We start from the raw sequence: 23,683 nt of genomic DNA, 5'->3' as shown, positions 1-23,683 counted from the left end.
TGACGCACTGAAAGATACATTGATACAGAGAATCAGATGCAATCATTATTAACGGCAGAACATAAAAAGTTCATCAAAAAGTTTTCCAACCAAGTTAACCAAGGCAAATCAGCCTACAAAGACAGCATCAAACAACTGGGTAAACAAATGTTCACTCACATGTCGATTGAAGAAATGGAGATGCATGACATAGATTATTGGGTGAATACCTTTAATTTGATGATCAGAAGCATGTCGGCAAGAAAACTGAGAAATCCTGTTATAGAGGTGGTCAACCCTAAATCTGACCCAACTGTCACACAAATAATTTTGGTTAATGACAACATCCCATTTTTGGTTGATTCTGCCACCATGGCCTGTGCAGAGTTTGGCTTGAGTATTAAATTAATTTCACACCCCATTATTCAAATCAAGGGTGAAGATAAAAAAAGGGTATTGATAGAAAAACCCAAAAAAGGCGAAACCCAAGCTAAATCGTTGATATACATTGAAATAAAACGAATTGAAGACAAAACAATCAGCCAACAACTGAAGGATTATTTGGTTAAAGTGTTCGCTCAAATCAGAACTGCGGTCAACGATTGGCAACCGATGTTAGAAAAAATAGCACATGCAAAAACAGTTTTAGGAAGCTTGGGTGATGACACGGTGCGTCAACAACAACAGGCTTTTGTTGATTGGTTAACAGATGATAATTTCACCTTTTTGGGTTACCGCAAGTACGATCGCAAACGCAAATACCTGGGTGCTGTTGCTGATACTGGATTAGGCTTATTAAGTCCGACATTGGATGCGGAGGCCAATGATGCCAGCCAGTTGTCTGTTGAAGATTACCAAATCAAAAAACAATCAGATTTGGTGGTTATCACCAAGCTCAATGTGATTTCAAAGATTCACCGAAAAGGTAACTTGGATTATATTGGCTTGTTAGAAACAGATGAAAAAGGACAGGTGGTGGCTGAACATCGCTTCATTGGTTTGTTCACTTCGGTGGCGATCAATACCAATGTATTAAAAATACCTTACATCAACACCAAAATCAAAGTGTTAATCAAACAGTTTGGTTTTGATTCCAATTCACATTCCGGCAAGATGTTGATGCACATCATCGATACCATGCCGCGAGATGAGGTGTTACAGTCCAATACCAATGAGCTATTCAATGCAGTTTATCAGTCCTTGGTCATTCAAGAAAAAATCACCACACAAGTCACAGCCAGACAAGATAAATTCAATCGTTTTTGCTCATTCATGGTTTATGTGCCGCGAGATTTATTTAACACCAATACACGCCATAAAATTCAGGCATTGCTGGCCAATGCAGTGGGTGGCGTAGAGGTTGAGTATGCAGTGGCCATTGATGAGTCACATTATGCCAGATTGTACGTGGTCATCAGAGACATCAAGCATTTCAATGCTGAACTGTTGGGGGCGATAAAAAATGAAGTGATCGAAGTGGTTACGACATGGGAAGACAAGTTAGCTCAAACTTTGACAGAGCGTTTGGGTGTTAATGAAAGCACTCGATTGATGGCAAAGTTTAAAGGTAGTTTTCCAGTGGCTTACCGTGAAGATGTCAGTCCTTGGGTGGCCTCATTTGATGTTGAAAATGCAGATAAACTCAATGGCGATACTGATATTGAGATGAGTCTCTATCAACCGCGAATAAAGCGTCAAGGTGATTTCAGATTCAAGGTTTTTCGACACCATCACACCATCCCGTTGAGTGAGGTTTTGCCAGATTTGGAAAACCTGGGCTTACATGTAGTGAGTGAACGACCCTATGAATTAAAGATGGCCAATGGTCACAGTATTTGGGTGCAGGATTTTGATCTGTCTTTGGCTTCAGGACAGGGTTTAGAGTTGGATTTGGTTAAAAGTAGGTTTCATGAAGCATTCGCTCAAGTGGTCAATGGTGAACTCGAATCTGACCCGCTGAATAAACTCATAATTCTTGGTGGATTGACATGGCGTCAAATAAACTTTCTGCGTGGCTTGGTCAAATACTTGCTGCAAACCGGTTTGCCTTACAGCAAAGACTACATAGAAAAAGCGATGATACAAAACTCGCACATTTCTCGTTGGATCGTGGAATTGTTCACTGTCAAGTTTTTGCCTAAGTTGGACCATGTTGAAGCCAAAGAAGCCAGAAGCTATTTGGATGCATTTGGTAAGAAATTTGTGATTCAATGTCAGCATTTAAATGTTGAACTGAATCAGTACCAACAAGATTGTGTCGATAAATACATTCGCAGTCGTAAATTCTCTCGCGGCTTAATGTCAGAGAAAATAACTAAAGTAATCAATGCGTTATTAAATTCTGTTAAGTCTCAAGATGAAGACAGAATAATCAGACACATGGTCGACACCATTGGTGCCATCTTGCGTACCAATTATTACCAGACTGACAGTGACGGCCAATTCAGACCTGCCATCAGTATCAAGGTCGATTCAGCGGCTTTGGACTTTCTACCAAAACCTGTGCCTTTCAGAGAAATATTTGTTTACTCCCCCAGGGTTGAAGCCATCCATTTACGCATGGGCAAAGTGGCGCGCGGTGGATTGCGCTGGTCTGACAGGTATGAAGATTTCCGAACTGAAGTATTGGGTTTGATGAAAGCCCAAAATGTAAAAAACTCCATCATCGTACCGGTGGGCTCAAAAGGTGGATTTGTGGTAAAAAATCTGCCCAATGGTTCACGCGAAGAGGTCATGGCTGAGGTCATCAGTTGTTATAAGATTTTTATTGGTAGCATGCTCGACATCACCGATAACATCAAAGGAAAACGTATCATTGCACCTAAAAATGTGGTTAGACATGACGAGGATGATCCTTATCTGGTGGTTGCTGCTGATAAAGGTACGGCCACTTTCTCAGACATAGCCAATGGTATTTCTGAAGAAAGGGGGTTTTGGCTGGGTGATGCGTTCGCATCAGGTGGTTCTGCTGGTTATGACCACAAAGGCATGGGTATCACAGCCAAAGGTGCTTGGGAGTCAGTTAAGCGACATTTCAGGGAACTGGGTGTGGATTGTCAGCGTGAAGATTTTTCTGTGGTTGGTATTGGCGACATGATGGGGGATGTTTTTGGCAATGGCATGTTATTGTCTAAACACATTTGTCTCAAAGCGGCATTCAATCACCTACACATCTTCCTTGACCCCAACCCTGATTCTGCCAGCTCTTGGCAGGAACGCGAGCGTTTATTTAAACTACCTCGATCCAGTTGGGAAGACTACAACCAAGAGTTAATTTCAAAAGGCGGTGGTATTTACTCAAGGTTTGATAAGGCCATTCCGATCTCACCTGAAGTAAAAGCTTGGTTACGTATTAAAGAAGATGAACTGGCACCACAAGATTTAATCAAACGCCTGTTGTTATCTGAAATAGATTTGATTTGGAACGGGGGCATTGGAACCTATGTCAAAGCCTCAGATGAAACCCACGCAGATGCCGGTGACAGTGCCAACAATGCTTTGAGGGTTGATGGTAAGCAATTGCGGTGTAAGGTCGTTGGCGAGGGTGGTAACCTTGGTTTAACGCAAAAAGGTCGCATTGAGTATGCCAAAAATGGCGGTAAGGTCAATACTGATTTTATTGATAATTCAGCTGGCGTCGATTGTTCCGACCATGAAGTTAACATCAAAATATTGCTTAAAGCGATGATGGAAGATGGTAAATATGATGTGAAGTCTCGCAATAAGTTATTGGCTTCAATGACTGAGAATGTCAGTGATTTGGTGTTAAAAAATAATTACATGCAAACCCAGACATTGAGTTTTATGGAGCACCTCAGTGCCAAGCGGGTAGGGGCCAAAGCACATTTGATACGCTTATTGGAAAGTAAAGGGCTGTTGGACCGAGACATTGAATTTTTACCCAGCGATTCAGAATTGGAGCGTCGACGAAAAAATAATGACGGGTTGTCGCGTCCTGAGTTGTGTGTCCTGTTGTCTTATTCGAAATTAGACATGTACGAACAGGTGATGCAATCAAAAGTCTTGAATGATCCTTGGTTAAATCGTTTGATGGTGAATTATTTCCCTTCAAAATTACAAAAAGTGGATGCCAAATATTTAGATAATCATCGATTGAAACGAGAAATCATAGGTACCATTATGACCAGTCAGGTCATTGATCGAATGGGTGCTACTTTTGTGATGCGCATGCAGGAAGATACTGGCGCAGGGGTTGGTGCCATATGTAAGGCTTTTTACATAGTTGTTGAGCTGTTTAAACTGGATGATTTATGGCATGACATTGAGGCTCATGATGGACAAGTTGAAGTTTCAAAGCAGATTGAGAGTTTTGTCTCAATTTGGCAATTTGCGCGACAAACCATTCGCTGGGTTTTGAATAATTTAGGTCATGGTTTGGATATTCAAAAACAAATCAATGCGTTGAATAAAGGGGTCAATCAGTTCCGCAAAGAATTCAGCAAATACATTTCGGATGTTGATCAGGCAGCCATGAACCGTGTCATCAACGCCATCAGCAAACAAGGCTTTTCAGAGGCCTTGGCTCGAGACATCGCAGCTCTACCTTACTTAAGCGCAGCACTGGATGTGGTAAAAGTGGCCAATGAACAAAAGGTTACGGTTAAAAATGCTGCGGACATGTATTTCCCTGTTGGCAAGATGCTCAACTTGATTTGGTTACAAAACATGATTGAGAAATTAAAAGTCAATAATCAATGGCATGTTCATGCCCGAGGAGGTTTGCGTGACGATCTGACTGCCTATCATGCCGAACTCACGGCTTCGTTGATCAAACGTTATGGCAAAAACAGTGATGCCGCGTTACAAACATGGTCAGAAGATTTTGGGCATAAAGTTAAAAACGTCAAAGACATGATGATGTCCATCAAGCATGAGAAGAACGTTGATTATCCGACCATCATGGTGGCAATTAATTCTTTGAGCCAATTGGTGAATGCCACTAAGTGAAGGTGTTACAGCTCTTTATGAATGGGGTTGTGTGCTGCGACCCAATTCACTGCCATAAAATTTCTCCCTTAACAGAAAAACCATTTAATTTGGACGGTTATTTCGTTGGCTACTTTTAGATCAAATAATGGCATGAAATCACTGTTTTTTTACATGAATTTGATGGTGCTTTTTGTAGGATTACAGCCAATCCCACAAAAGAGAAAACTATGAAAAAAGCAACAACCTTTATTTTATTGCTGGCCAGCACATTTGCATGGGCCAATGAATGTGAACTGGTGGTCAACAGTACTGATCAGATGCGTTTTGATAAGACAGAAATGAGCGCACCTGCCAGTTGTGAAGAAGTCACAGTTACATTGAACCACACCGGTCAATTAGCAGCCAATGTGATGGGGCATAACTGGGTATTAACCAAAACCGCAGACTTTCAAGCAGTAGCCACTGCGGGCATGTCAGCTGGTTTGGATAATCAGTATGTACCACCAGGCGATGCACGTGTTTTAGCCTATAGTAAAGTGATTGGTGGTGGTGAATCAACTTCAGTGACATTTTCGACCAAAGGTCTGAGTAAGGATGGTGAGTATACTTTCTTTTGTTCATTTCCTGGGCACTGGGCCATCATGAAAGGTACATTTAAGTTAATTTAAACATTGCCATTAATTGGTAGACAAAGGGCGCCACAGGCGCCCTTTTTTTTAATTATTTTACAAGGTGATACATTCACGCAAATCCCCATCTAAAATCACTCAGCCTCGACAAATGATTACTTAATATAATTGGATTAAATTATCAGTCCAACAGAGCACTTATGAGTCATTTATTACGCATGGTTTATGTCAGTACCACCACCAACCCAATACATCAGGCAGGTACGGAAATACCTATAGATGTGGGAAGAATACTGATGCAGTCAAGGAAAAACAACCCCAAACTAGAAGTTGGAGGCGTGCTTTATTTCAGCAATGATATTTTCTTCCAATGTTTGGAGGGCGAACAAGACGTGGTCAATGCCCTGTATCAAAAAATATCTACTGACCCCAGACACAAAGACATAGAGACACTGTCCGTTAAACGTGTTTATAAACGCCAATTTTCAGATTGGTCTATGAAGTACGTAGCAACCAAAGACAGGGTGGCTGGATTATTGAAAAAATTTGGTATGGATGAATTCAACCCCTATGAATTCGATGATTACATGATTGAGGAGCTGCTCAATCTATTCACCACAACAGATGATAAAACCTCAAAACCTGATCAAAATTACTCATCTAAGGTGCAAGCACCAAACAAGAAAAAAAGTTTTTGGACCAGACTTTTTGGCTGATTTGTTGGTGCCGGTGGAAATCAGTATTTATCTTTTTCTGAATTTAGCCACACTGCCTTTCATGAGGAATCTAACGACCCCCTCTGGTAGGTATTTGCACAAACCTGCAATCATTCGATTGCGTCTGCCATTGATATAGACTGCTTGGTTTTTTTCTACAGCTTGTATGCCTTGAGAGACAACATCAGATGCCGTCATCCATAATTTTTTTGACATTTGACTGACCATGCTGCGGGTACCGTTGACGTCATGGAATTCAGTGTAGGTAAATCCAGGACAAAGGGCAGATACATGCACGCCATGTTCCTTGGCCTCTAAATGCAGGGAGTGACTGAATTTAATCACAAAGGATTTTAGTGCACCATAAAGGGTATGACCTGCAGTTGGAGGTGTCAGTCCTGCCAGGGATGCGACATTAATAATAAACCCTTGTTTTTCTTTTTTCATGTTCGGGTAAAACAAATGACTCAGTTCTACCAATGAAATGAGCATGACTTGTAACATGGCTTGGTGGGTTGTCCAATCAACTGCATCAAAATCGCCTGGTACTCCATATCCAGCGTTATTGACCAACATAGAGATGTTGATTTTTTGCTCATGACAGTAATTAAACACCAGTTGATTGGCGTTTACTTCGGCCAAATCCACAGCCAATATCTGGCATTCCACTTGATTATGATTGGTTACTTCAGTTTGCAGCGCTGTTAACTTGTCAGTTCGCCTGGCCACCAACAACAATGACCAGCCTTTGGCGGCCAATTGTCGGGCAAATTCGGCACCAATACCAGCTGATGCACCAGTGATGAGTGCCCATTTTTGATTATTCATAAGTTCCAATCCAAAAAAAAGCCAAATACTTAATTAAAGTATTTGGCTTTTGTTGTTTCAATAAAATGACTGATTTATTTAAATTTAGTATCAGTTAAGCGGTTGTTCTCTAACTGGGCATAATACGCTGATACATTGGCAATGTCTTCATCAGTTAAAGTGGCTGCGAAACCGGCCATGATGGCATTCTTTCGCGCACCTGAACGGTAATCTTTTAAGGCTTTTTCTAAATAATCGGCATATTGGCCTGCCAAGATTGGATAAGTCTCATCAATTCCCACGCCGTCCATGCCGTGACAAGCGGTACATACTTGAGCTGCTTTTTCTTTACCCATTTCAACATCACCAGCAAAGCTCAAGGCACTGAAGGTTAAAAGGATCATCAATAGTGTGTTTTTCATGTTCACTCCTTGGCTTTTTTATAGCTGGCAAAAAACGCTGCAATATCAGCCATGTCTTGATCAGATAAGCTGCCTGCTTGTGCTTGCATGGTTGGGTGAGATCTTTCACCAGAACGGTATGCCTTTAAGGCTGCTACCAGGTAGGCTTCGTTTTGGCCACCGAGTCTGGGCACATGATAGCTGGGGTAACTGTTTTGATAAAATGGAATACCATGACAGCCAGAACATGTGTAGGCTATTTTTTTGCCTGTTTCGGCATTGCCTGCTGCGGCAATTTGGAATGATAAAAGCATCAGAGCCAGTAAAGAAATTATTTTCATCCTAATCCAGATTCAATAAAAGCACACATTATAATCAGTTAAGTCAGTGGACTCAATGCCAATGAGTCGATTAACGCAAAAAACAAACAATCATCTAGGCACAAAAAAGGGCTGCATATGCAACCCTTCCAAAATCTAATTTGTTGATGCTTTATTTTTTATTTCAAGCTGGCGTAGTAGGCAGCAATGTTCTCAATATCAGCATCTGTTAAGCTAGCGACCATAGGTGCCATGCTTGGGTCTTTGCGTTCGCCACTTTTGAAAGCTTTGATTTGTTTAACCAAGTAAGCTTCTTTTTGGCCAGCTAAGTTGGGCCAAATTGGGTTCATGCTGATGCCTTCAGGGCCATGGCAGGCAGCGCAAACGGCAGATTTGGCTTTGCCGGCTTCTATGTCACCAGCAAAAGTATTGAAAGAGGCAAGCATTAATGTGATTAATAGGGTGGTTTTTTTCATGTTTGTATCCAGTCTTAAATTTCCGCGTAGCATAGCATTTATGTCACCGAGAATGTGTTAATTAAAGTAAATTATGTGTGGTTAAGATCTAAAGTTTGACCTGAATCAAGTTCTTGTTCAAGCATCAAAGAACGCGCACTTCTTCTTCTAATTCGATACCAAACTTGATTTTGACGGCACGCTTGGCCATTTTGGTCATGCGCAATAAATCTTGACCGCTGGCATCACCGTGGTTCACCAAAATGAGGGCATGTTCGTCGTAAAAACCAGCATCCCCCTCACGATGGCCCTTGAATCCACATTGTTCTAACAGCCAGGCGGCGCTGGTTTTTTCTTCGTCAGAGTGTTTATTTTTAAACAAAGGCAAGTCTTTGAACCTGCGTTGAATTCTTTTGGCAATTTGTGATTCGATCACAGGATTCTTAAAGAAGCTGCCAGCGTTGGGGAGCTCGTAAGGATCAGGCAGTTTACTTTGTCTGATTTCTGTCACTGCTTGAGCGACTTGTTTGAATGTGGGTTGAGTTTTGCTGTTGATGAACTTTTCTTGTAACGGGGTATAACTGATATTGATGGGACTGTCTGCCCTGAGATCGAGGCCGATGCGGCTGATGATCCAAGGCTGGTCATGGTATTTAAAGATGCTGTGGCGGTATGAGAACATGCATTCCTCATTGCTTAAACGGTGGTACATGCCAGTGTGCCAATTATAAACTTCTACCCACACCAGTGAATCTTGTAGTTCGGTACCATAAGCACCAATATTTTGGAAAGGTGCAGCGCCAACCAGACCTGGAATCAAGGCCAGGTTTTCAATGCCCCCTAAGTTTTTGTCCACTGCCCAGTTGACCAAGTCATTCCAAGGTGTGCCTGCCCAAGCGACCACCAAACCATCAACTACAGTGATGTGCTTTCTGGGTTTAAAGCGCACCACAAAACGATGTAAATCTTCAGTAAAAAGGATGTTGCTGCCACAGCCCATGATCAGCATTTCAGTGATTTTTATGTCCTTTGGTAAAGCCTCTAGATCAGCCAGTGATTTGATTTCAGCAAATTGATCACACCTGCAATCAACGGCCAAGGTATTGTATTTTTTTAAATTATGGTTTTCTAGTATTTTCACTGATCAGTTGTTTGTTAATGTCATTGATGAGGCGGTTACCCTTGAGTACAAAACCTGTGTAAATTTGTATCAAATCAGCGCCCAAAGCAAATTTTTCCATGGCGCCTTCCTTATCTATGATACCACCAACTGCGATAATTGGGAAATCCCTGCCAGCAAAACTTCTCACCAGGCGTAGGGTTTCATTGGATTTTTTCAACAATGGCTTGCCACTTAATCCACCCATTTCTGCCGTCACGTCAGCAGTGCTTTGTAAGCTGTCAGGCCGGTCGATGGTGGTGTTGGTGCAAATGATGCCGTCAAAGCCTGATTCAACGATTTGTTTGACCATGAATTCAAGTTGGTCTTTATTCTGATCAGGTGATATTTTGACCACCACCGGTGTGTAATGCCCATCTTTGTCAGCTAATTCTGTTTGTTTGGTTTTGATGCCTGATAGTAAATCGATCAAGGCTTGGTCGTTTTGTAATTCACGTAAATCAGGGGTGTTTGGAGAGGATATGTTGACCGTGATGTAATCACACCATGTTCTGGCTTTTTCAAAACAATGGATATAATCATTCAGTGCTTGTTCGTTGGGTGTGGTTTTGTTTTTGCCTATGTTGATGCCCAATATTCCTTTGTAAGCTGATTTTTTTACCTGTTTAACTAAGTAATCAATGCCTTTGTTGTTGAAACCCATGCGGTTGATGATGGCATCATCAGCAGATAACCTGAATAACCTCGGTTTGTCGTTACCGGCTTGCGGTTTGGGCGTGATGGTGCCTATTTCTAAAAAACCAAAACCTTGTTTGTTCAGGCCATGGATGGCATCGCCGTTTTTATCAAAACCTGCAGCCAGACCAACTGGGTTTGGGAATTTAATGCCCATCAGTTCAACAGGGTTTTGAATCTGCTTAGTTTTGGTGAAAATGGATAAAGGAGAACCTAATGCCTGAATGGCTAAATCGTGAGCCAGTTCAGCGGGTAGGGCTTGTAGGGTTTTGCGGGCGAAAAATTCGAGCATGGTTGAGCGTTTTAGGTGTCATATAAGTGGTGAATTTTAAATCATTTTGTGGCATTTAGTATGAAATGTTAAACAAACAAAGTAACAATTTCTGGTGGCGAACGTTTTTAGCTTATTCATCGTATTAAATATACATCAACTCAAATGAAAATTTCAAAAGACTCTTTACTTACCTTGTCAATATTCGCAATTTTTACAGTGCTTCTGTATTTTGTTGGATTTTGGTTGATATATAGAACGGGTAAAGCAACGCCATTGATGCTGTCTGTTGGTTTGGCTGCATTGCTTACGGTACTGATAAGGTCTAGAAATTTGAATTCGCTAGGGTGGGCCTGGGGCCATTCAAAGCATCAATGGATGAGTTATTTTATTCCATTGTTTCTAGCCACTTGTGCCTATTTAACTATTTGGTTTTTGGGCTTTGCTGGTTGGTATAATTTAGAGTCAGTTAATGAAATGAAAAGTGATTACAACCTTTTAGAATGGTCTGATTATCAAGTGATAATTTTTCATTTTCTAATAACAGCTACAATGACTTTTATTATGACCTTACCTTCGGTACTGGGAGAAGAGGTTGCTTGGCGTGGTCTGCTGGTGCCTGAACTTTCAAAGTTCATGGGCTTCACTGGAGTCTCTTTAATCAGTGGCCTGCTGTGGTCGTTTTGGCATTTTCCATTGATAGTTTTGGGTTTATACGGCAATGATGGAACACCACTGGTGTTTCAGTTAATTGTTTTTACAGTATTCATCACTTCGATCTCTGTAGTCATGGCTTACTATCGATTGAAATCCGGTGGTATTTGGACCGCTGTGATTTTTCACATGAGCAACAATGTCTTCATTCAAAAGTTTTACGCACCATTAACTGTCGAAACGACCAATTCAAATTGGTTTACCGATGAATTTGGCTTGATTCCTGCCTCTGTTGCTGTGGTTTTTGCGCTTATTTACTGGCGCAAGGGAAGGGTTGAGTTTGATTGTTTGAACAAAAGCAAGTAGGTTGGGCTGAGCAACGCGAAGCTCAACACTTTATTTTATTATGTATTGAATTTTATGGCTTTGTAAATTTAAAGTTAGAAGGTAGGATTTAATCTTCAAGCTCTTTAAATTATAGGTTTGATGTTGGGCTTCGCTTCGATCAGCCCAACCTACAATTATTCCAATCAAATACAAACAAAAAAAGGGCCCGCAGGCCCTTTTTCAAATCAACTCACAAGTAAATTCTAAATATCAAATTTAATACCTTGTGCCAATGGTAACTCAGTAGAATAGTTGATGGTGTTGGTTTGTCTGCGCATGTAAGCTTTCCATGCATCAGAACCGGCTTCGCGGCCGCCGCCAGTGTCTTTTTCACCACCGAAAGCGCCACCAATTTCAGCACCTGAAGTACCAATGTTGACGTTGGCAATACCACAATCTGATCCGGCAGGAGACAGGAACTGCTCTGCTTGACGCAGGTCATTGGTGAAGATGGCGGATGATAAGCCATGGGCGACATCATTTTGTGATTCAATCACAGCATCCAAATCACTGTAAGTCATAACGTACAGAATCGGTGCGAAGGTTTCAGTTTTAACCACATCCCAATCACCTTGGGCTTTGATCACACATGGTTCAACAAAGTTACCTGGGCCATCGACACGGTTTCCACCGGTGAGTACTTCACCACCAGCTGCTTTGGCACGTTCAACCGCATCCAGGTACATCTGAACTGATGCTTCATCAATCAATGGACCCATCAAGGTTTCTGCATTCAATGGGTTACCAATGGGCACTTGTTTGTATGCTTTGACCACAGAGGCGGTTAATTCCTCAGCAATGTCCTCATGCACGAATAAACGACGGGTGGTGGTGCAGCGTTGTCCTGCTGTGCCCACTGCGCCAAATACAATCGCAGGAACGGCCAGTTTCAAATCAGCTGATTTATCAACTATCAGCGCATTGTTTCCGCCCAACTCTAACAGTGAACGACCCATGCGCTTAGCCACTTGAACACCCACTTGGCGACCGACTTGGGTCGAACCAGTGAATGAAACCAGATTAACTCGACGATCATCGACAAATTCTTTGGCCAGTTCATTGCTGTCATCATTAAATAGCAAGAAAATCGGTGGGAAGCCGGCATCTTTCAGTGCTTCGTTACAGATGTTTTGTACCGCAACAGAACACAGGGGCACTTTCTGAGAAGGTTTCCAAACAGAAACGTTGCCACAAATGGCCGCCACAAAAGCGTTCCATGACCAAACCGCTACCGGAAAGTTAAAGGCAGAGATAATACCAACCACACCGAGTGGGTGCCATTGATCATACATGCGATGACCCGGGCGTTCTGAATGCATGGTGTTACCGTACATCATGCGTGATTGGCCAACAGCAAAATCAGCCATGTCAATCATTTCTTGTACTTCGCCGTCACCTTCAGATTTGATTTTACCCATCTCAGCGGCCACCAATGAGCCTAAGGCATCTTTGTGTTTTCTTAATGCATCACCGACCAAGCGTACTGCTTCACCACGCAACGGACCCGGTACAGTGCGCCATTCTTTAGCAACAGTAACAGCTTCAGACATGACTTTTTCATAGTCAGCGTTCGATGCAGAAACCACTTTACCCAACAACTCACCAGTGGCAGGGTTGTGTGACTCGATTAAACCAGCTGAGTCATCAGTTGACCAACCGTTTGAACCTGTATAAGTACCGTAATTAACGTCCTTCAGGCCCAGTTCTTTCAAAAAATCCATGATTTTCTCCTTTAGAGTTTTTCCATCATTTCAGGAATAATTTTAAATAAGTCACCGACCAATCCCACATCAGCTACTTCGAATATCGGGGCATCACCGTCTTTGTTAATCGCAACAATGGTGCCTGCATCTTTGATACCCGTTAAATGCTGAATGGCACCAGAGATACCAAAACACATATACAAATCGGGTGCAATGATCTTACCGGTTTGACCCACTTGCATGTCATTTGGAACGTAACCCGCATCGACAGCAGCACGCGAGGCACCAGTGGCCGCACCAATTTTGTCAGCCAGGTTATAAACAATCTCAAAATTCTCTTCAGAACCAACACCGCGTCCACCAGAAATCACTTTGCTTGCGGTTTGTAAGTCAGGACGATCAGAATTACCTGATGACAGTTCCACAAACGATGTATGTTCAGCAGCCGTAGATAAAGCATGTTCGCTGACCGTGGCATTGCCATCGGTAGATTTATCAGCAGCAAAAGATGCAGTACGTACTGTGGCCACGATTTGCGGGGTGTCAGTTTTAACTGTGATGATGGCATTACCGGCATAGATGGGGCGTTTGAAAGTGTTGGCATCAATGATTTCCATGATGTCGCTGACTTGGTTAACGCCAAGTAAGGCAGCCACACGTGGCATCACGTCTTTACCAAAAGTGGTTGATGGCCCCCAAACATGGCTGTAGTCTTTACCCATTTCAGCAATTGCAGGTGCAATGGACGCCGCCAATTGATCGTGATTATCTGCTGATGCAACGAACTTCACTTCGTTGATGCCCGCGAGGGTGGCTAGTTGTGCAGCCAGTTCAGCATTGTTAGCGAATAACACCACATCGATGGTATCAGCGCCCAATTGTTTGGCAGCGGTTAATACTTTGGCTGTTGATTGGTTGATTGTATCGCCATTGTGTTCGGCTAATATCAGTACTTTACTCATCCCACTAACCCCTTGTCTTTTAAAATGTTTATTAATTCATCAACTGACTCAACCATCACTCCTTTTGAACGTGGCTGAGGTGCTTCATGTGATAAAACCTCAATCATTTGACCTTGTAAATCGGGTGCGACATCTGCCAGAACCTTGGTTTCCAATGGTTTGCGTTTGGCTTTCATGATGTCAGGTAATTTAACAAACCGTGGCTCGTTCAAGCGCAAGTCTGTTGAGACCACCGCTGGCAATTCAACTTGGATGGTTTCCAGGCCAGCATCGACTTCGCGGGTTACGTTGAGTTTGTTGTCGCCGGTGAACTCTACCTGAGATGCAAATGTGGCTTGTGGGCGATTCCACAGGGTGGCCAACATTTGTGGCGTTTGGTTGTTGTCATCATCAATGGCCTGTTTGCCGGTGATTACCAAACCGGGCTGCTCTTCTTCGATGATTTTTAACAACACTTGAGCTGCTTGTAAAGGTTGAACCGCTGAATCTGTTTCAACCAAGACGGCTCGATCGGCACCCATGGCCATGGCTGTTCTCAGTTGTTGTTGTGAGTCACTGTTACCAATGGTAACCACGACGACTTCATCGGCTTTGCCTTGTTCTTTGATGCGCAGGGCTTCTTCGATGGCAATTTCGTCAAATGGGTTGATACTCATTTTGACACCATCGGTGGCCACACCAGAACCATCAGGCTTGACCTGTACACGGACGTTGTAATCAACAACGCGTTTGATAGCTACAAGAATTTTCATGTGAGTTATTTACGGTCTGTTAAAAGGCGTCGGATTATATCACTATTAGTGGGTAGATTTCATCATTAGTGCGGTTGATATTTGAATGATTTGTGGATTGATTTAAGGGGTTCTGAGTTAATCGCTGTTTCATGTGGTCGCTGACTCATTGACGACTATGTCTGAGCCAGCGGTGGTATAAATGGTTTTTTAATCAGCCAGCTTTAAAACAAGAGAAGGGTGCTTGATTTGCATCATATGCGGTTTTAGCTTGTTTGTGGTTTGTTGTTTCAAGTCTTGCCAATTTCGTGGCCAGACTGAAACAATATCAAAAAGTAGTCTGTCAATTTCATTGGCTGACATGAGTTCCAAGCGAGTATCAATAAACTCAGTCAGGAATTGTTTGGCAAAACTGTTCTTCGAATCAAATGCCTGAAATACAAAATGCTGGTAATCAATGTCCGAGCGATTTTTAAGGTTTTCACTCAAATAATTGATCAGCTTCTGATTGAAGTTGATTGAGCCTAAATGATAAATATTCTTTTCTTCATCCAGAAAACTAACAAATTCTTGACCGGTCAGCTGTTGGTAATTTTGCCGTAGTTGAATTTTTTTCATACTGTACAAATCCAATGCTTGGCCGCCGAACCTGTTCAGAGCATGATAAGTTTGAGGGTTTGGTATTTTAAAATCGTATGATGTATTGGACTGCCAAAATTCAGGAACATCTGATAAAGCTGTGTAGATTTGGTCCTTTGAAAGATAATCACTGAATAAATCCAGCGCGGCAATAATCGGAGTTAACTCACCAGTCATCCGCACACAACCAGAGCCATATGTGTAGCTTAATTCACTTTGCCACCACAAAGCCTTTTCAAATACTTCCGTCGCAACTTGTTCCGGGGCAATGCGATGCAGCGCCAGCCAACTACCTAAAGCAACTGAAAACTCATCGTCATGCATCCAGAGTTTCAAATCATCCACATCCGAGTGTTGGTAAATTGTATTGATGGCAGCCTTGATGAGGTGGTTATTGGTGCTTAATTCTTTCAGTGGCTTGTCTTTCTTGAGGAATTCAATGGCATCATTGATGTGTTTGAAATGATCATTTTGAAACACAAACAAATTTTTCCAGATAACATCTGGTCTTAAATTTTTTCTGACGTATTGATTGATGCGAATTCGATATGCGGATTGCCAACCATACTTTCGTTGCCAGATTTCGTAGGCAGTTTGGGCAACGTGAAACTGTGCTTCGTTGTGATTGAACTTTCGCTTCAAGGCAGTCGTCAAATAAGCTTGTAACTCATCATTAGAAACATACTGTGCGAGAGTCCAAAGCAGTGCCACAGCTGCTTCTGGTTGGCCTTTGCTGATGGTGTGATGCCATTGCTCAGGCTTGACTTCATGCGCCTTCAATTCTGAAGCATCAGGATAGACATATTCCTCAAAATCATACCATTGTTCACGGGACATTTGATAAAGCTTGCCTTTTATCTCTTTGATGACTAGGGCGTCTGTAGATTGAACCACCAGGGCCTGAGGCGTCAGGACAAAAGTGAGCAACAGCAGGGTTATTAATGTTCTTAAATTCATAGTTTTTCTCCTCAGTAGTAATAAGTCGGACACAATCTACGAAAGATGGTTCATATTAAATGTATTAATTTTGATTACTGTAAATACGGTTGGTGATAGACAAAGGGTTATTTGTTTTGCTGATTGAAATGTAGTTAAATGAGTCCATCTCAATAACCAGCAATTCAATGCTTATATCTGACAGTCATCAATTTGTTTTTGTGCACATCCGCAAAGCAGCTGGAACCAGTTTGCGGCAAATATTAGAGCAAGTGTCACTGCCTAAGAACAACCATTGGTGGTACAAATTACTGAGCCGAGGTGGCTTAGCGATTGATTATCACAACTATTCATACCGTAAACATGCCAATTTGGTTGAGGCTGAGCGCAGCATGCCTGCAGATAAATTTACAAGTTACTTCAAGTTTGCTGTGGTCAGAAATCCATGGGATCGCCTGGTTTCCGAGTACGAATACATCAAAACCCAGCCCACACATTCCCGATTTAAGCGTCTGAAGGCTTTCAGTTTTGCTGAATTTGTTGAGTTTCAGGCCAAGCGGCCTGCAGCCCATCAAGTCAATGCATTGCGGTTAAAAAGCGGCGAAATTGGCTGTGATTACATCGGTAAATTAGAAACACTTGATGAATCTCTTGAGGTCATTGCGAAGTTTACTGGTTTAAACTTTGAGCATTTACCACACATCAACAAAATCCAACGGCGTGATTATCGCAATTACTATGATGATGACCTGGTATCAAGGGTGGGTTCGCTTTGGTTTGATGACATCAGAAACTTTGATTATCAATTCGACAAGGTGGCATCCTAACCATTTATTAATTTCTGATTCTGTTATAATAAGCGGCTTTTTCAAAACATAAATATATGACTGAAAAGTGGTTGGTTACCGGTGGGGCTGGTTTTATAGGCGGCAATTTTGTTTTGCGCCAAGTCTTAAAAAATAACAGACAAGTCATCAACTTGGACAAACTCAGCTATGCTGGCAACCTAGATACTTTGCAACAACTGGCTGGAAATCCCAATCACAAATTCATTCATGGTGATATCAATGACAGCGCATTACTGTCTGAGTTGATTGCCAGAGAACAGCCAGATGTCATTGTGCATTTTGCTGCCGAATCGCATGTAGATAGGTCCATAGAAGGACCGGAAGTATTCATTGAAACCAATGTCATGGGTACTTTTAACTTATTGCAACATGCTTTGAATTATTATCAAACTTTACAGGGCGATAAAAAACAAGAATTCAGGTTCTTGCATGTTTCCACTGATGAAGTTTATGGTTCATTGGGAGAAACTGGATCTTTTACTGAAACTACACCTTACGCCCCGAATTCACCTTATTCAGCTTCTAAAGCGGCTTCTGATCATTTGGTCAGGGCATACCACCACACCTATAATTTACCGGTATTGACCACCAATTGTTCAAACAACTATGGTCCCTTTCAATTTCCAGAAAAACTGATTCCTTTGATGATAGAAAAAGCCTTGTCAGGTGAAGACTTGCCGATATACGGTGATGGTAAAAATGTCAGGGATTGGTTGTTTGTTGAAGATCATTGTCGTGCGATTGAAACAGTTATTGAAAAGGGCCGTTTGGGTGAAGTGTATAACGTCGGTGGTAACGAAGAAAAACAAAACATTGAAATCGTGCATACCATTTGTGACCTGATAGATGATATACAGCCAACAGAACAAAGCACAAGAGCACAAATCACCTATGTCGATGACCGACCAGGGCATGACCGCCGTTATGCGATTGATGCCAGCAAATTACTCAATGAATTGAACTGGCAGCCCAAAGAAACATTTGAATCAGGTATTCGACGCACCATTCAGTGGTATCTAGATAACCGAGACTGGGTTGAAAGGGTTAAAGATGGTAGTTATCAAGGCCAGAGACTCGGTCAGAGTATTCAAGGAGTCAATCAAGCATGAGCAGAAAAGGCATTATATTAGCTGGTGGTTCAGGTACCAGACTATACCCATTAACACATTCTGTCAGTAAACAGTTACTGCCTGTTTATGATAAACCCATGATTTATTACCCTCTGAGTACGTTGATGGAGGCAGGGATAAGGGATGTACTGATCATCAATACGCCGCATGAGCAGCCTTTGTTCCAACAGCTATTAGGCGATGGTTCACAATGGGGTATGAACTTACAATACGCGGTTCAACCTGATCCGGGTGGATTGGCGCAAGCCTATCTAATTGGTGCTGATTTTGTTGGCGGTGATGAGTCATGTTTGATTTTGGGTGATAACATCTATCACGGCAATGGCATGCGACAGCTGATGGCCAATGCCAGTGCCAGAACATCTGGTGCCACTGTCTTTGGATATCGGGTTCACGACCCTGAACGCTATGGTGTGGCTGCTTTTGATGCTCAAGGCAAGGTGGTGGATTTAGAAGAAAAACCATTGAAACCGAAATCTAACTATGCCGTTACCGGATTGTATTTTTATGACAGTCAAGCCACAGACATCGCAAAAGCTTTACAGCCTTCGCCACGTGGAGAGTTAGAAATCACAGACCTGAATAAAGTCTATCTACAACAGCAAGCCCTGAATGTTGAATTGATGGGCAGGGGTTATGCTTGGTTGGATACAGGCACACACGACTCATTGGCCGAGGCCACAAATTTCATCTCAACCATAGAAAAACGACAGGGAATCAAAGTGGCATGTCCTGAGGAAATTGCATTCAACCAAGGTTGGATCACTGCCGATGAAGTGATGCAGTTGGCCCAACCCATTGCTAAAAACGGTTATGGCCAATACTTGATTTCACTGATCAAAGAAAAAGGTTAATCAATGAAGGTTACGAACAGCAAACTACCTGGTGTCTTAATCATAGAACCACAAGTTTTTGGCGATCAGCGCGGCTATTTCATGGAGTCTTGGTCACAACAAAGGTACCGCGATGCTGGCATCACTGAAGACTTTGTGCAAAGCAACGTTTCAAAATCACAACAGGGCGTGTTACGAGGCTTGCACTTTCAAAATCCTAATCCTCAAGGCAAGCTGGTTTATGTGACACAAGGCGAGGTATATGATGTGGCTGTTGATATCAGGTTGGGTTCACCCACATTTGGCCAGTATGAGTCAATTATCCTGAGTGAAGAAAACCACAAACAGTTTTACGTACCTGAAGGATTTGCGCATGGGTTTTGTGTGCTCTCAGAATCAGTAACATTCGCCTATCTGTGTACCAATTATTATGATGCCGCGGCTGATCATTCAATTTTATGGAGCGATGAAGACATATCAATTGATTGGCCAATAAGGTCACCTAAATTATCAGAAAAAGATGCTAAAGCATTGAAATTAAACGATATATGTGTCGATGAACTTCCTAGGTTTAAGCCATGAAAGTGCTGCTTATTGGTGCTGAAGGTCAAGTGGGGTATGAATTGTGGCATGCGTTGCAGTTCAATCGTGAAGTGATTCCCACCACCTCTGATGGACGTGATGTGGGTGGCATGACCACCATTAAACTTGACTTAAGTGATGCCCAAGACATCAGTAAAAAAATCGATAACATCAAACCCGATGTGATTTGTAATGCTGCAGCATATACCCAAGTAGACCAAGCAGAAGCCGAAACAGAGGCAGCCAAGAGCATCAATCATGAAGCAGTGGCTGTAATGGCTGATGCTGCGAGGCGTAATAAGTGTTTATTGGTTCATTATTCAACCGATTATGTGTTCTCAGGCGACCACAAGGTGCCTTGGAAAGAAAAAGACCGACCTAATCCAACCTCAGTGTACGGCCAAACTAAGCTTGATGGTGAGCAAGCCATCCTTGCCAGTGGTTGTGAATATATGATTTTTCGCACCGCATGGGTGTTTTCAAATCGCCGCCAGAACTTTTTGAAAACCATGTTGCGTTTGGCTGAAAACAACCAACAATTGAAAATTGTTAATGACCAACAAGGGGCACCGACCTGGGCCACGACCATAGCATTGGCAACCATGCTGGCACTGAATATTCCGGAAACAGGTTTGTATCATTTAACATCTAATGGTGCCACCACTTGGTTTGGTTTTGCCAAAAAAATATTCTCTCAAGCTGAAAAGATTGGCTTGATTGAACAGCAGCCTGAGTTGGTACCTATTTCTACCAAGGACTTTCCAACAGCAGCACAACGACCGAAGTATTCAGTCCTTAATTGTCGTCAATTTGAGGGTGTTTTTAATGTTAAACTACCGCATTGGCAAACCGCTTTACAACTATGTATGCAAAGGATGAAACCATGAAAATTATACCCGTTATATTGTCAGGTGGGGCAGGGACTCGATTATGGCCTGTGTCACGAAAAGCCTACCCAAAGCCATTCATGCAGTTGGCTGATGGTAAAACCTTGGCTGAATTGACCTTCAACCGTGCTTTGGACTTAGCCACTGAAGGAGAGGTGGTAACAGTCACTTCAAGAGACTATTTCTTTTTATGCAAAGACATATACCGCAAAAACCCTCAGTGTGACATAGAAAAACAAACGTTTTTACTGGAACCAGCGGGGCGCAATACAGCACCAGCAATCGCTTTGGCCGCCATGAAGGTGCAACAAACACACGGCGATGATGCCATCATGGTCATTATGCCATCGGATCATTTGATCAAGGACATTGAGGTTTTCAAGCACACTGTTCAACAAGCCTCAGCACTGGCTGCTGATGGGTATTTAACCACCTTTGGTATTTATCCAACCGCACCTGAAACTGGCTATGGCTATATTAAGGCAGGCGAAAAGCTCAATGAACAAGCCGCAGTGATTGATCAATTTGTAGAAAAGCCTGATCTGGAAACAGCCAAATCATATGTTGCTTCAGGTGATTACAGTTGGAATTCAGGCATGTTTGCCTTTCGAGTCGGAACCTTACTTGATGCCATGGAAGCCACAGCCAGTGATGTGGTGAAACAATCTAAAGTTTGTTTCGAGTCCACCAATACCAACGGTAATCAAATAGAATTTGCTTTAGATCATTTTATGCAACTACCTGATATTTCGATAGATTATGCAGTTATGGAAAGAGCTGAGAAGCGGGCAGTGGTCGATTCTCGCTTTGATTGGAATGACATTGGATCTTGGAATGCCATGGCAGGTTTGTTGGAATCGGATGAGGCCGGCAATCGGATTGAAGGCAAAGCCATCACTGTAGACTCTGAAAATTGTTACATTCGTGCTGGAGACCGATTGGTTGCTGCAGTAGGTGTTAATGATTTGATGGTTGTAGATACCACCGATGCCGTATTGATCGCGCACAAAGACAAATCACAAGGCGTTAAAGATGTGGTGCAGTTTTTAAAAGCCAAAGACCATGAAGCAGCTGTTTTTCATAAAACAGTCCATCGCCCTTGGGGCAGCTATACCATCCTAGAGGATGAAGATGATTGTAAAGTCAAAAGGTTGGTGGTTAAACCTGGCCAGGTATTGTCTCTGCAATTACACCATAAGCGCAGCGAACACTGGACAGTAGTCAGTGGTACAGCCAAAGTCAGAATTGGTGATGAAGAGTTCATGCTTGAGGAAAATAAATCTGTGTACATCCCGGTTGAGACATTGCATCGCTTAGAAAATCCAACTGATACCGACATTGCTCTGATAGAAGTTCAATGCGGCAGTTATTTTGGTGAAGACGACATTGAACGGTTTGAAGACATTTACGGAAGAATAGATGACAAACAAGCCAACTCTTGACCCTGAATTTTTGACTGCTGCACTTGATGTGGCCCAAAAAGCGGCAAAAAAAGCCGAAACAGTGATCAAAAAATACTACCAAGGTGGTGAGCTCAGTACCGAGGTAAAGGGTGATTTGACGCCTGTAACTGTTGCTGATAAAGCCTGTGAAAAAGTCATCAGGGAAGCCATTTCAGAAGCATTTCCAGGGCATGGCATATTTGGAGAAGAATTTGGCCGCTCAGATAATGAAGACAGTGATTATTTGTGGTTGATAGATCCCATTGATGGTACCAAAAGTTTTGTTCGTGAATACCCTTTCTTTTCAACACAAATCGCCTTGATGTATCGAGATGAAATTGTTATGGGGGTTTCCAATGCACCTGTATTTGGTGAAATGGCATGGGCCACATTTGGTGGTGGCGCTTTCTTGAATGGTAATAAAATCAACGTCAGTGACGAATTTTTAGCGCACAGTTCCTGTGTCTCAACTGGCAACATCCAAACATTAATTAACAATAATTGGCAAAGATTAGGTCAATTGCTAGCAAAATTCAGTAAAATAAGAGGTTACGGGGATTTCTATCATTATCATTTGTTGGCTGCCGGAAAAATTGACTTAATTGTCGAATCAGATGTCAACATATTAGACATTGCTGCTTTGTCTTTGATTGTCAAAGAATCTGGTGGCGTAATAAGTGATTTATCAGGGAAGCCAATCAACTTGGATACCACAAGTATATTGGCAGGAACGACAAAAACCCATGCATTGGGATTGGAATTATTAAATGAATGAATTGTTAAAAGATATAGAGTCTCTGGCAGCAGCCGCAGGCGCTGCCATTATGGAAGTTTATGAGTCAGATGACTTTGGGGTTGATCACAAAGCTGATGACTCACCATTGACTAAAGCTGATTTGGCCGCCCACGAGGTGATTGTTGCAGGCTTGAAAAAATTAACTCCAGAAATCCCAGTTTTATCTGAGGAATCTGCTGATATCCCATTTGAGGAAAGGCAACAGTGGAATCAATACTGGTTGGTCGATCCATTAGATGGAACCAAGGAATTCATTAAACGCAATGGCGAATTCACAGTTAATATTGCTCTGATTAAAGCTGGAAAAGCCATTTTATCGGTGGTTTATGTGCCAGTCACTGAAGTGAGTTACTCGGCTGCTGTTGGCGAAGGCGTATTTAAGCGTGAGGGTGGAAAAAAATCTTCTATATGTGTGATGAAAAATAGTCGTTTCAAACCGACCATTGTTGGCAGTCGTTCGCACATGAGTGATGAGGTAAAAGCCTACCTTGAGCGTTTGGGTCAACATGAGCTGGTTAGCATGGGTAGTTCATTGAAGTTTTGCTTGGTGGCTGAAGGAAAAGCAGATTTATACCCGCGTTTGGGTCTAACCTCAGAATGGGACACTGCCGCCGCACAATGCATCGTAGAACAAGCGGGTGGACAGGTGGTTACATTAGAGGGAGAGCCCTTAATGTATAACACCAAAGATTCACTGTTGAATCCGCATTTTATGGTTTTTGGCGATAAAAGCAGGGATTGGGTTAACATCTGATTATTCAAAAATAGAT

At 42.3% G+C, this 23,683-nt stretch carries 22 protein-coding genes; 12 read left to right on the top strand and 10 right to left on the bottom strand.

Features of this window, described 5'->3' with window-relative positions; genetic code table 11:
• Positions 1–36 precede the first annotated feature (36 nt).
• The 3 genes from QNI24_RS07550 to QNI24_RS07540 all read left to right on the top strand — a co-directional run bounded on the left by QNI24_RS07550 (position 37) and on the right by QNI24_RS07540 (position 6,274).
• The gene (locus QNI24_RS07550; protein ID WP_267175950.1) at positions 37–4,947 is read left to right on the top strand and encodes an NAD-glutamate dehydrogenase; all 4,911 of its coding nucleotides are present in this window, start codon (positions 37–39) and stop codon (positions 4,945–4,947) included.
• A 209-nt stretch (positions 4,948–5,156) separates the two neighbouring features.
• Positions 5,157–5,597 carry an azurin gene (azu, locus tag QNI24_RS07545; protein ID WP_267175949.1) on the top strand — a complete coding sequence of 147 codons (441 nt, stop codon included), beginning with the start codon at positions 5,157–5,159 and terminating at the stop codon, positions 5,595–5,597.
• 161 nt (positions 5,598–5,758) lie between these two features.
• The gene (locus QNI24_RS07540) at positions 5,759–6,274 is read left to right on the top strand and encodes a BLUF domain-containing protein (protein WP_267175948.1); all 516 of its coding nucleotides are present in this window, start codon (positions 5,759–5,761) and stop codon (positions 6,272–6,274) included.
• 27 nt (positions 6,275–6,301) lie between these two features.
• Here QNI24_RS07540 and QNI24_RS07535 read toward each other — a convergent pair whose 3' ends face one another.
• The 6 genes from QNI24_RS07535 to pyrD form a co-directional block, all read right to left on the bottom strand.
• On the bottom strand, positions 6,302–7,102 hold the full coding sequence (locus QNI24_RS07535) for an SDR family NAD(P)-dependent oxidoreductase (RefSeq protein WP_267175947.1): 801 nt from the start codon (positions 7,100–7,102) through the stop codon (positions 6,302–6,304).
• A 74-nt stretch (positions 7,103–7,176) separates the two neighbouring features.
• On the bottom strand, positions 7,177–7,503 hold the full coding sequence (locus QNI24_RS07530; RefSeq protein ID WP_267175946.1) for a c-type cytochrome: 327 nt from the start codon (positions 7,501–7,503) through the stop codon (positions 7,177–7,179).
• Between the two features lie 2 nt (positions 7,504–7,505).
• Positions 7,506–7,823 carry a c-type cytochrome gene (locus QNI24_RS07525; RefSeq protein ID WP_267175945.1) on the bottom strand — a complete coding sequence of 106 codons (318 nt, stop codon included), beginning with the start codon at positions 7,821–7,823 and terminating at the stop codon, positions 7,506–7,508.
• 158 nt (positions 7,824–7,981) lie between these two features.
• Positions 7,982–8,278, bottom strand: coding sequence for a c-type cytochrome (locus tag QNI24_RS07520; RefSeq protein ID WP_267175944.1), 297 nt, complete (start codon positions 8,276–8,278; stop codon positions 7,982–7,984).
• A 124-nt stretch (positions 8,279–8,402) separates the two neighbouring features.
• Positions 8,403–9,398, bottom strand: a complete 996-nt coding sequence (gene murB / locus QNI24_RS07515; protein ID WP_267175943.1) for a UDP-N-acetylmuramate dehydrogenase — start codon at positions 9,396–9,398, stop codon at positions 8,403–8,405.
• Positions 9,376–10,404 carry a dihydroorotate dehydrogenase (quinone) gene (gene pyrD / locus QNI24_RS07510; RefSeq protein WP_267175942.1) on the bottom strand — a complete coding sequence of 343 codons (1,029 nt, stop codon included), beginning with the start codon at positions 10,402–10,404 and terminating at the stop codon, positions 9,376–9,378. The genes murB and pyrD overlap by 23 nt, the downstream gene beginning before the upstream one ends.
• A gap of 531 nt (positions 10,405–10,935) precedes the next feature.
• Between pyrD and QNI24_RS07505 the strand changes: the two genes are divergently transcribed.
• Positions 10,936–11,403, top strand: coding sequence for a CPBP family intramembrane glutamic endopeptidase (locus tag QNI24_RS07505; RefSeq protein WP_267175941.1), 468 nt, complete (start codon positions 10,936–10,938; stop codon positions 11,401–11,403).
• A gap of 224 nt (positions 11,404–11,627) precedes the next feature.
• Here QNI24_RS07505 and amaB read toward each other — a convergent pair whose 3' ends face one another.
• The 4 genes from amaB to QNI24_RS07485 form a co-directional block, all read right to left on the bottom strand.
• Positions 11,628–13,145: an L-piperidine-6-carboxylate dehydrogenase gene (gene amaB / locus QNI24_RS07500; protein ID WP_267175940.1), complete on the bottom strand. Its 1,518-nt coding sequence runs from the start codon at positions 13,143–13,145 to the stop codon at positions 11,628–11,630.
• Between the two features lie 11 nt (positions 13,146–13,156).
• The gene (locus QNI24_RS07495) at positions 13,157–14,089 is read right to left on the bottom strand and encodes an electron transfer flavoprotein subunit alpha/FixB family protein (RefSeq protein WP_267175939.1); all 933 of its coding nucleotides are present in this window, start codon (positions 14,087–14,089) and stop codon (positions 13,157–13,159) included.
• The gene (locus tag QNI24_RS07490) at positions 14,086–14,841 is read right to left on the bottom strand and encodes an electron transfer flavoprotein subunit beta/FixA family protein (protein WP_267175938.1); all 756 of its coding nucleotides are present in this window, start codon (positions 14,839–14,841) and stop codon (positions 14,086–14,088) included. The genes QNI24_RS07495 and QNI24_RS07490 overlap by 4 nt, the downstream gene beginning before the upstream one ends.
• A gap of 189 nt (positions 14,842–15,030) precedes the next feature.
• The gene (locus QNI24_RS07485) at positions 15,031–16,416 is read right to left on the bottom strand and encodes a hypothetical protein (RefSeq protein WP_267175937.1); all 1,386 of its coding nucleotides are present in this window, start codon (positions 16,414–16,416) and stop codon (positions 15,031–15,033) included.
• Between the two features lie 167 nt (positions 16,417–16,583).
• On the opposite strand from QNI24_RS07485, the gene QNI24_RS07480 reads away from it, so the two are divergent.
• The 8 genes from QNI24_RS07480 to cysQ are packed head-to-tail and all read left to right on the top strand — an operon-like array spanning position 16,584 to position 23,667.
• The gene (locus QNI24_RS07480) at positions 16,584–17,222 is read left to right on the top strand and encodes a sulfotransferase family 2 domain-containing protein (protein ID WP_267175936.1); all 639 of its coding nucleotides are present in this window, start codon (positions 16,584–16,586) and stop codon (positions 17,220–17,222) included.
• A 56-nt stretch (positions 17,223–17,278) separates the two neighbouring features.
• Positions 17,279–18,352, top strand: a complete 1,074-nt coding sequence (rfbB, locus tag QNI24_RS07475) for a dTDP-glucose 4,6-dehydratase (protein WP_267175935.1) — start codon at positions 17,279–17,281, stop codon at positions 18,350–18,352.
• Positions 18,349–19,227 carry a glucose-1-phosphate thymidylyltransferase RfbA gene (gene rfbA / locus QNI24_RS07470; RefSeq protein ID WP_267175934.1) on the top strand — a complete coding sequence of 293 codons (879 nt, stop codon included), beginning with the start codon at positions 18,349–18,351 and terminating at the stop codon, positions 19,225–19,227. Before rfbB ends, rfbA begins: the two co-directional genes overlap by 4 nt.
• A 3-nt stretch (positions 19,228–19,230) precedes the next feature.
• Entirely contained in the window at positions 19,231–19,788 is a 558-nt protein-coding gene (rfbC, locus tag QNI24_RS07465; protein ID WP_267175933.1) for a dTDP-4-dehydrorhamnose 3,5-epimerase, read from the top strand.
• Positions 19,785–20,675, top strand: a complete 891-nt coding sequence (rfbD, locus tag QNI24_RS07460; protein WP_267175932.1) for a dTDP-4-dehydrorhamnose reductase — start codon at positions 19,785–19,787, stop codon at positions 20,673–20,675. The genes rfbC and rfbD overlap by 4 nt, the downstream gene beginning before the upstream one ends.
• Positions 20,672–22,117 (top strand): mannose-1-phosphate guanylyltransferase/mannose-6-phosphate isomerase, encoded by a 1,446-nt coding sequence (locus QNI24_RS07455; protein WP_267175931.1) that lies wholly within the window; start codon positions 20,672–20,674, stop codon positions 22,115–22,117. Before rfbD ends, QNI24_RS07455 begins: the two co-directional genes overlap by 4 nt.
• Complete coding sequence (locus tag QNI24_RS07450) at positions 22,095–22,892, top strand: inositol monophosphatase family protein (RefSeq protein WP_267175930.1); 798 nt, start codon at positions 22,095–22,097, stop codon at positions 22,890–22,892. The genes QNI24_RS07455 and QNI24_RS07450 overlap by 23 nt, the downstream gene beginning before the upstream one ends.
• Positions 22,885–23,667 (top strand): 3'(2'),5'-bisphosphate nucleotidase CysQ, encoded by a 783-nt coding sequence (gene cysQ, locus QNI24_RS07445; protein WP_267175929.1) that lies wholly within the window; start codon positions 22,885–22,887, stop codon positions 23,665–23,667. The genes QNI24_RS07450 and cysQ overlap by 8 nt, the downstream gene beginning before the upstream one ends.
• Positions 23,668–23,683 lie beyond the last annotated feature (16 nt).

This window comes from Marinicella marina, assembly GCF_030065545.1.
Taxonomy (GTDB): domain Bacteria; phylum Pseudomonadota; class Gammaproteobacteria; order Xanthomonadales; family Marinicellaceae; genus Marinicella; species Marinicella marina.
This window is presented reverse-complemented; position numbering and strand designations above follow the sequence as displayed.